This is a genomic window from Magnetospirillum sp. ME-1, assembly GCF_002105535.1.
Lineage (GTDB): Bacteria > Pseudomonadota > Alphaproteobacteria > Rhodospirillales > Magnetospirillaceae > Phaeospirillum.
This window is the reverse complement of sequence record NZ_CP015848.1, coordinates 4097501-4107002: the sequence shown is the minus strand read 5'-3', so window position 1 is coordinate 4107002 and position 9502 is coordinate 4097501. Positions and strand designations below refer to the sequence as shown.

At 59.2% G+C, this 9502-nt stretch carries 7 protein-coding genes, 1 tRNA gene, 2 rRNA genes and 1 pseudogene (1 of these 11 only partly in view); 4 read left to right on the top strand and 7 right to left on the bottom strand.

The features are described from left to right. Positions 1-196 precede the first annotated feature (196 nt). Positions 197-376, top strand: a complete 180-nt coding sequence (locus tag WV31_RS19215; protein ID WP_168185996.1) for a hypothetical protein — start codon at positions 197-199, stop codon at positions 374-376. Here the strand turns inward: WV31_RS19215 and WV31_RS19210 are convergent. From WV31_RS19210 to WV31_RS19200, 3 genes are all read right to left on the bottom strand, one after another. Beyond that, positions 373-1443, bottom strand: coding sequence for an AAA family ATPase (locus WV31_RS19210; RefSeq protein ID WP_085375049.1), 1071 nt, complete (start codon positions 1441-1443; stop codon positions 373-375). The two genes, WV31_RS19215 and WV31_RS19210, sit on opposite strands and share 4 nt — an antisense overlap. Before the next feature lie 334 nt (positions 1444-1777). Next, a complete protein-coding gene (locus WV31_RS19205; RefSeq protein WP_085375048.1) occupies positions 1778-2356 on the bottom strand; it encodes a hypothetical protein in 579 nt (192 codons plus the stop codon). 385 nt (positions 2357-2741) lie between these two features. Then, complete coding sequence (locus WV31_RS19200) at positions 2742-5000, bottom strand: MobA/MobL family protein (RefSeq protein WP_168185994.1); 2259 nt, start codon at positions 4998-5000, stop codon at positions 2742-2744. A gap of 279 nt (positions 5001-5279) precedes the next feature. Here WV31_RS19200 and WV31_RS19195 point away from each other — a divergent pair, with 279 nt between their 5' ends. From WV31_RS19195 to WV31_RS22845, 3 genes and pseudogenes are all read left to right on the top strand, one after another. After that, positions 5280-6074 (top strand): hypothetical protein, encoded by a 795-nt coding sequence (locus WV31_RS19195; protein WP_145980912.1) that lies wholly within the window; start codon positions 5280-5282, stop codon positions 6072-6074. A 76-nt stretch (positions 6075-6150) separates the two neighbouring features. Then, positions 6151-6357, top strand: coding sequence for a hypothetical protein (locus WV31_RS21810; RefSeq protein ID WP_145980911.1), 207 nt, complete (start codon positions 6151-6153; stop codon positions 6355-6357). Positions 6358-6386: 29 nt separating this feature from the next. Next, a pseudogene (locus WV31_RS22845) lies at positions 6387-7187 on the top strand (recombinase family protein); the annotation flags it as partial. A 54-nt stretch (positions 7188-7241) separates the two neighbouring features. On the opposite strand, the gene WV31_RS19180 reads toward WV31_RS22845, so the two are convergent. The 4 genes from WV31_RS19180 to WV31_RS19165 form a co-directional block, all read right to left on the bottom strand. Continuing rightward, the gene (locus WV31_RS19180) at positions 7242-7970 is read right to left on the bottom strand and encodes a hypothetical protein (RefSeq protein WP_085375044.1); all 729 of its coding nucleotides are present in this window, start codon (positions 7968-7970) and stop codon (positions 7242-7244) included. Between the two features lie 52 nt (positions 7971-8022). Continuing rightward, positions 8023-8099 (bottom strand) — tRNA-Met (locus WV31_RS19175). Between the two features lie 100 nt (positions 8100-8199). Then, positions 8200-8314: ribosomal RNA gene (rrf, locus tag WV31_RS19170) — 5S ribosomal RNA — on the bottom strand. A 93-nt stretch (positions 8315-8407) separates the two neighbouring features. Then, positions 8408-9502: ribosomal RNA gene (locus tag WV31_RS19165) — 23S ribosomal RNA — on the bottom strand (it continues 1647 nt past the right edge of the window).

Here is a 9502-nt window from a genome sequence, read left to right as displayed (position 1 = left end):
CCCGGTTGCGCCTTGAGGCCGACAGCGCCAGCCTGCGAAAGTAGCCCAGCCCCATTTCGTGGCGACGGCTCCAAAGCGGATCAGACGCTGTTCGACAAGGCATCATCTCGGAACATCCGCCCAAGGTGCTCATCATGAGCGACTTGAGCACCTTGGGTTATTGAGGCGACGAACGCGCCCCGCCTCCCTGCCGATGATGAAGAACGAGATCCAGGACACCAGGTCGCACGATAAGACCGCCTTGTGTTTCCGCGCCATCATCACGGTGTTGGAAACGGAAATTGCACCGCCCCTTTCCCAAGACGGTGCCATTTCGGTGTTCATGCCCTCCAAGGTGCTCATCATGAGCATGAGCACCTTGGCCGCTTCGGGCTAATTGGGCAGGCCGATGTTCCAGCCATCACCGAAGCCGCCCTTTTCGGAGACGAGGCCCAGGACGTCCCTGGCTCGGCGATAGGTTGCCTTTGAGATGCCGGCTTGCTCGGCTGCATCCCATAATGCCGCCGATGGCACGGAGCCATCGGCAAGGGCGGCGGCCATCCAAGTGACGGCCTGATCCAGCTTGGTTTCGCGGCCATCACTCCGGCGTGGTTGCTCAATTTCGGCGAGGAGGTCGGTGGCCGATCCGAAGACGGCTTGACCCCACTCGATGCAGTTTGTCTCGATGATTGGATCGCTGTCCAAATGAGTGTGGACGATCGCGTAATCGAAGCCGTCACCACTCTTGCATAAGTTGGATTTGGCCCGGACCAGACGGTTCGGCAAAGATAGATTGGCAGGCTTGGCGGCGCACATCACCATGCGGGCCAGCCCACCGAATGCCAGTGATCCGGTCACCCGGTCCAGCGGATCCGTGCCCTTACCTGCCTTGTTAAAGTGGGTAATACCGAGCAGAGGGCAGCCTCGCTCCACGGCCATGGTGATGAGCGGCTGGTAAGCCTTGCGCACGGCCGAGTTAGAGTTGCTGCTGCCTGCGACCAGGGACACCATGGGCTCGACGATCACAAGCTTCAGATTGGGCTGCTCGTAGGCGACATCGAGCAGACCGTTCATGTCGGTCGCCGGATCGAATGGCCGATTCCGCCCACGGTGACCGACGTCACGAACAAAATGCAGACGCTTGGGATCACATCCGCAAGCCAGGGCACGTGGCAGCAATGTGTCATCGATATCGTCCTCGCCCGACCAGATAAGCACATCCCCTTTGGGAGATTTGGAGCCATCCGGCCAGGTTCCGCCACGGGTAATGGTCGCCGCCATGCTGAGGGCCACGGTCGTTTTGGCGGTGCCGGGGCTTCCGGCTAGGATGTGCATCTTGCCTGCGGCCAACCATCCCCGCCATATCCAATCATAGGGCTTTGGGGTCAACTCCGAGGCAGTCTGGACACGTACGACGGGGGTAGAATGGTGGAAATGTGTTGTATTATTAGTTGCTTTTATCATGTGTGTATTTCCTTTTTTGATTTATGAATGCATCGCACCTCTGAATGTAAAAGCCCTTGGCGGGACGCGTGGCGACGACACATACAATACACATGCCACAACGCAATGTCAAGCTATAATATTTCCCGGTCTATGCTAAAGGCTAAGCCAAGCCTACACCCTCCGACACCAGCCACATTAATTTATGCATCGCGCCACATGCGCTTACATACGCGTGACATTTAATATGTCTGTGTACATTTAACCATCACTTTATCAGCGTCCATACACATTATGATTTAGATGCGCACCCCACCGATGCGCCCCGAAGGCGGCATCGGCGAGGTGACTTGGATCACATGACCGAGGCCATGGCCCCTACGTAATGGAGATTGGCCACACTGATCAGCAGCTCGATTCTCGATGTGTACTGCAACAGCCAATCACGGTTATCGATCTGCCAGCGGTGGCAGGTGGAGAAGATATCCATGGCCCGATTGCGCTCGTCGTCGGTCATGGCCGGAATGCCACCCAGCGGGGTGGCTCCCTCGTCGCCCCCCGCCTCGGAGCTCAAGATGATGTCGAGGTGGGGACGATTGCGCATAGAGCCACCTGCGAAGGCGACTTGGCCGATGTACTCGATGAGTGCGGTGATGTCCTCGGCCAGCAAGGGATCAACCAGATCGCCGCGCCATTGAGTCGGGATCGAGGCATGCAGCCGCATGATGTGCAGGCCGTAATCGCCGAGTTCGGCGACCCAGCCCTTGACCGCCTGCTGGGCGGGTAGGCACGTAATGGGGCCGGAGACGGAATGGAGCCAGAGATTGGCGCGGTGCTGGTATTGGGTCGATGGCCCATAATCCACGGCGATCTTGCCTGCTGGTGCCGGAAAAGCATCGCGGATGATGGTGGTGAGATTGGGGATGGTATGCATGTTTTCTCATATTTTTTGATGTGGGTCGGTACCGGACGATCCGGCGCTCGCAAGGAGACGCGCCCGGATCGGCGGGATGCCGCCCAGTTGCTGTAGATTGATTGTGAGATTGGGGTGGTCGGCGCTCTGGAAGTTCAGCCGCGCGAGGCACGGGTGCCTCGTCGGCATCCCCAGCGGCGCAGGATGGTGCGGGACCACCACGAATCAGAGGTGGGGTGAGATATCTGTAGGGTGTTATTGGTCATCATGTTTGATCTCCGGATATGCGCCGGACCATCCAGCGCTCAGTGGCGATGGGCTGGATGGTCCGGCGAAATCGGGATCAGGTAGGTTGTTTTGTAGGTTGATTGGATCCGGCCATCATCGGTCGTGATGACCGTGGTCGCTATCGAGCGGGCGGCTTGAGCACATTGGCCGACTTGGCTTTGGGCAATTGGGCTGCCGGCGGTATCTTTGGCGGAGTCGGATTCAGGCGTGATGGTTGCTTGGTTTCTGCCGGATTTGTCGGGGAACCCGACAATGGGCGGCCTACCGAAACTGCTGGCGACACCACCGCAGCTCCTTTGGTTGATGCTCTGGCGATGGTCGCGGTGGCCGCATTGAGCATTCCGAGGCAGGCATCGATCTCGGCCAATGCCAGATGATAGCCGCTATGGCGATCGCCTTTGGCCTCTGCTTCTTCGGCGGCAACCAGGGTGACATCACGAATTGCCCACACCATCATGTTGTCCATCGCGCCCAACTTCGCCCTCAGAGCCTCTCTCTCTTTTCGCGTGGCGGTGGGAGCAAGCCACATCGGACCCTCGGCATTGCGGCTGGGGACATCCCTGGTCGGGACCGGGACATCTTGAGCTTGAGGCGCTGCCTTGATCCGTTCGGGGTCAGTCGGAGTGGGCGGATTTGTCGGGGCACCCGACGTTTCGGTGGCCGGAGCCATGGTCAGCGGCGGCGGGAGCAAGTGAGCCACCAGAGGCGAATCGCCTCGGACTGAGCCAGCAATGCGATTCCACCGCTCGATCAGCCAATTCCCCAACTTCGCTGCCAAACGATTCGCGACGGACTGGACGAGATGGGAGACCCCATCGGCCAAACCCTTGATCGCCGTTTCCGCCTGCTGGAGCCTCTTGCCCTGATCCTCGGCGTGGACCATCAATCGGCCGATGGCGGTGGCGTCATCGGCAATCCGAGGACGATATTTGTGCGCGCCCGTGACGTAATCGGCCATGTCGTCCAACAGGATGGTCTGTTCGCGGAGCTCGCGTTCGGCCCTGGCGCGGCTGGCCTTTTCGTCCCGTTGTGCCTGCTGAGCGGCCTCGGCCTGACGGCGGATTGATTCCAGGTCGGCGGTGGCGCTGCTCACCTTGGCCTCAAGCTCGGCCGACCTAATCTCCAGAACCTGAATCTTCTGCTTCCGCCCCTCGGCATCCGATCGGGCGATCTGTTGCTGCTGCGCCGCCTCCGTCAGCAGATCCCCCAGGATCCTCACCTTGGTCGTCGTCCGGTCTGCCAGCACGATGGCATGGTCGCGTTCGGTTTCCGCCGCCGTGAGCTGCTCCGCCATTTGCTCGTTCTCGGCTTTGGCCTTGGCGGCCTCTTTCTGGCTGTGCCTCAGTTCGCCCACCAGTTCGAGTTCGGTGGCGGCATACATGTCATCCTGGTCCTGCAACGCGCGTTGCGTCCTTACCTTTTGTTCCTGCAAGGCTTTATTGAAATCCATCGGTGTTACCTGAAATTGATTGGGATCATGGGGTGGCCGCCCATCGAGGGCGGCGTAATAGCCTCCGCCGGCATCGACCGCGCGGGGTGAAAATGTCTGGCTCAGCCGCTCGACTTCAGCGTCATCGCCAGCATCATGGGCGGCATCCATTTCACGTTTCCACGCGGCTTTCGATTGGACCACCTCGGAGCTGCCATGGGCGGCCAGCAGGGCGTTGTAAGCGCCCTCCCAACCCTGCCGCCAGGCATACAATTGGGCTTGCCGATTCCAGGATCTCTCTTTGTTGCCAAAGCCGTCCTTGGTCAGCGAGCGCATGGTCAACATCACATGGGCATGGGGCTGATAGACGCGCAGCATGCCGTTGGGATAGCGCAGGACATGGGGGCCGTCCGGAATCTTGTCCGGCGTCATGCCATTGGTGGGCATGTCGTAGATCGGCCAAGCCGGATCGACGATCTCCAGCAGGCGTCGCGCCTGCTCCGGCTTGCGCGGATCAAGCGCGGTGCCATAGGCGTGCACACAGATATCGGCCACCATGCCCAGGGCGACGACGTTCTCCGACACCCAACTGCGGAATGCGGCGATGGCAGCCTCCAGCGGCAGCTCGCGCGGCAAGGTCGCCAGCAGCTCGCGAGCATATTGGGCGTCCTTACGGGTCTCCTTGGCGTCAACCGCCGACCAAAGGCGTTGGCGATCCCGCATCCAGTCCGGCGCACGGGCGGGAATCAGAATTTCCGACCACGCCAACCCAGTTTTGCTGCTGTAGTCCCAGGTATGTGCTTGCCGGATTCCGTCCACCGCCCTGGTGCCATCCAGACGGTCACAAGCGCGATAGGCCGCAGCGGCAAGCGCCGACGTCATCGTGCTGGTCGAGCGATAGGCCGCCGCGCCCGTTGCTGACCTACCACCAATAATACGCACCTCCATCCTATACAACACCATCGACCATATCGCTCTAAGAATACAAACATCGCACCCGCGATGTATAACCGAGCCCTTTCTGTATATTCTGCCTTGTTCTATATATATTTCCGCTTTCACGCCTTTCAACACAGAATCATATTGGCTTTATATTTATTTTGTAGACTGCCTTTTTTTGCCAGTACCCGGTGACTATTTTGTCATGGGGGAAGGAGATAGCCGGACGAACGCACCAATATCCCCCATAGGGCAATGGTGCCCGCCTTTTCCAGCAGGAGATATTTTGTGATTAAAACAACCAATGATAATGATGATGCACACCAAAGCTCGGGCATCTCCGACTTCGATGATGATGATTTTTCGGACCTCTACGACCACCCTGGTGTGGAGCCAGTAACCGAGGCTCCGGCCGACGAACAGATGGCGTCATGGCTGGACGGACTTAACTGGAGCCACCCCATCAGCCAGGGCGATTTACCGCCCCAGGCCATTATCGACGAGATCGATGGCCTCAGAGGTCGGGTCAAGGGGCACCAGATCAAGATCGGGCGGACGCATCAAGGATTGATCCAGATCCTGGCCGATGTCTACGCCCTGGCCCATCGCCACCGTCATGACCTCAGCCCAATCCTCTTGGCTCTGCGGGTGAACAAAATCAGGGTGACAGCGGCGACGACGGCCAATCCCATGCTGCCGATCATCCGTCTGGCCATGCCGCTCGATGACCGTCGGCAGCAAAGCTACTGCGCCAGGGCACTGTGTGCGTTGGCCGCCGATGGCGTGTCACCGGAGCACGCTGCCGCCAGCATCTCCGAGGCCGGAGGTGTCGATGCCTGCGCCAAGGCCTGGGCCAAACGTCAGGGATCGGCAAAATCCACTGCAAACACGCGCCCCGAAATTGATGACCCAGATGCTCCAGCGGTCAACCTGCCGGATACAACCCCATCTCCCGATACAGACGGCATTTACCTGATCCTGGCGCGCCGATCAGCCGATGGCGCGATCGCGGCCTTGGGCCATGTGGTGGACCAGGGCCTCACCGCGCGGGTCCGCCGACGGCTGGTGCCGGTCATTCGCTGATTCTCTCCTGGCGTGGGCCCAAGTCGACGCCAGGAAATCCAAATTTCCCTTCAAAAAAATTATTTAGAGCCATACCATGACAACATCATCTGCAACTTCCCCCATCAAGACCAAGCCCTCCCAATATGAGGAGGCTAAGTCTCACCCTGCCCTCACGGATCTGGTCAAACTGCTCGCTCGGCAAACTGTCGCCGCGTGGGTTGCCAATCCGGATTCAGGCGAAATTACCAAACGGTTGATGATGGCCGTCACCATCGTGTCAGCCGCCATCCTCCTCCATTGAGCCATAACAACAAGAAAAGGATTGAACATATGAAATGTGTTATTTATGCAAGATATTCGAGCGACAACCAGCGTGAGGCCAGCATTACCGACCAGCTTGCCTCCTGTGGGGCCTACGCCGAGCGCCTGGGTTGGACCGTGGTGGGCCAGTACGCCGACCCGGAGATGACCGGTCGCACCGCTTTTCGGCCGGAGTATCAACGCCTCCTCGCCGACGCCGAACGGCACCGCTTTGATGTGGTGCTGGCCGAAAGCGTCGATCGCCTCAGCCGCCGCTTAGCCGATTTGGCGGGGATGTACGACGCCCTAACCGCCGAAGGGATCAAGGTGCATACGGTCCAGACTGGTGAGATCGGCGATCTCCATGTCTCCATGCTGGGGCTGGTCGCGCAGCAATACTCCAAGGACCTATCACACAAGACCAAGCGCGGCCAAACCGGGCGCATCGATCAAGGCAAACTGGCCGGTGGCATCGCCTTTGGCTACCGCGCCCTGCCCCCGATCAAGACCGGCAAGACCACCGAAGCCGGAGACCGCGAGATCATCGAGCATGAGGCCGACATCGTCCGTCGCATCTTTACCCTCTACGCCGCCGGCCTTACCCCGGAGGCGATCGTCACCACGCTCAACACCGAAGGTGTGCCAGGTCCTGGCGGACGCCTCTGGCGCAACACCACCATCCGTGGCCAGGGCAAACGCGGCACCGGCATCCTGCGCAATGAGCTCTATATTGGCCGTCTGGTGTGGAACCGCTGCCGCTTCATCCGGTTGCCAAAGACCGGCAAGCGGGTGGCACGGCTCAACGACCCCACCGAGATCAAAACGGCAGAGGTGCCCCACCTGCGCATTATCGACCAGGATCTCTGGGACAAGGTGCAGAGCCGCTTAGCCGATGTCGGTCTCAAGGCCAAAAGCCAAGCCCGAGGCGAAGACACCCCGAACCTCAACGCCACCCATCGGCCCAAATACCTGCTGGCACACTTGCTGAGATGCTCTTGTTGCGGCGGCAATTACATCATCCTGGGCAAGGACCGGTACGGCTGCACCAATCATCGGCGCGGCACCGGCATGTGCGCAAACGGTAAGACCATCACCAAACAAAGGGTTGAAGAGCGCGTGCTCGCCTGCCTCAAGCATAAGCTGATGGAGCCTGATCGGGTGGAGGAATTTATTGCTGAAGCTCAGCGTCAGCTGACCTCCGCGCGCAAGGACGCGGCGAAGAGCCAGGCTCATCTCCACAAACGCTTGGCCGAGGCCAAGACGGCGATCAAGGGGATGCTGGACATGATCGAGACCGGCATGGCTCCGAAATCGATTCTGGACCGCCTGATTGAGCGCGAGCGCGAACAGGAGCAGATCGAGGCGGAGCTGGCGGCGCAGCCGATCGATGACGGTGTCATCACCTTGATGCCCAATCTGCCCCAGGTCTATGCGCGCAAGGTGGCCGAGCTCGTCGATGCTCTTAACGACCCCGAGATCAAGACCGAGGCGACCGAGTTGATCCGCCAGTTGATCACCAAGGTGGAGATGATCCCGGATGCCGACGCGCCGGATGGGATGCGCATGGATGTCCATGGGGCTTTGGCTGAACTCCTGGCCCTGGCGGCCGGGCATGGCTCCAAAAGCAAACACCCCAGTCTTTTGGGACTGGGATGTCAACTATCTGTGGTTGCGGGGGCAGGATTTGAACCTGCGACCTTCAGGTTATGAGCCTGACGAGCTACCGGGCTGCTCCACCCCGCGGTAATGTGTTAGGCCGAAGTATTGGCCTGAAACGGATACACCGGCCCTGTTGTTTGGGCCGGTGTTTATCATCGTGTTAGGTTTATCGTTTCCTTTGAAGACCAGGCAGCGTCCTACTCTCCCATGTCTTAAGACAAAGTACCATCGGCGCAGAGGGGTTTCACGTCCGAGTTCGGGATGGGATCGGGTGGAGGGCCCTCGCTATGACCACCTGGTCGTCGAAGGAAACGAATTGATCTGATCTGGATTAGTACCTTCGTGCACTGAACTTGAAGTGTTTCGTGTGTCGGGCTTGCCGCTACGCATGGGCGATCAAGCCGATCGAGCGATTAGTACAGCTTAGCTTCACGTGTTGCCACGCTTCCACATGCTGCCTATCAACGTGGTGGTCTTCCACGGCTCTGATAGGGAAACCTGGTTTTGAGGGGAGCTTCCCGCTTAGATGCATTCAGCGGTTATCTCGTCCGCACATGGCTACCCGGCGATGCCGCTGGCGCGACAACCGGTACACTAGAGGTGCGTCCATCCCGGTCCTCTCGTACTAGGGACAGGTCCTCTCAAGTTTCCAACACCCATGGTAGATAGGGACCGAACTGTCTCACGACGTTCTAAACCCAGCTCACGTACCACTTTAATCGGCGAACAGCCGAACCCTTGGGACCTGCTCCAGCCCCAGGATGTGATGAGCCGACATCGAGGTGCCAAACCTCCCCGTCGATGTGGACTCTTGGGGGAGATCAGCCTGTTATCCCCGGCGTACCTTTTATCCGTTGAGCGATGGCCCTTCCACGCGGGACCACCGGATCACTATGACCGACTTTCGTCTCTGCTCGACTTGTTTGTCTCGCAGTCAGGCGGGCTTATGCCATTGCACTCGACAGCTGATTTCCGACCAGCCTGAGCCCACCATCGCGCGCCTCCGTTACTCTTTGGGAGGCGACCGCCCCAGTCAAACTACCCGCCATGCAGGGTCCCGGCCCCGGGTTCACGGGGCGCGGTTAGATACCAGGAAGCAGAAGGGTGGTATTTCAAGGTTGCCTCCACACCGGCTGGCGCCAGTGCTTCATAGGCTCCCACCTATCCTACACATCCACATCCTAGTACCACTGCAAAGCTGTAGTAAAGGTGCACGGGGTCTTTCCGTCTAGCCACGGGTACTCCGCATCTTCACGGAGAATTCAATTTCGCTGAGTCGATGTTGGAGACAGCGGGGAAGTCGTTACGCCATTCGTGCAGGTCGGAACTTACCCGACAAGGAATTTCGCTACCTTAGGACCGTTATAGTTACGGCCGCCGTTTACCGGGGCTTCAATTCAGAGCTTGCACCCCTCCTTTTAACCTTCCGGCACCGGGCAGGCGTCAGACCCTATACGTCGTCTTTCGACTTCGCAGAGCCCTGTGTT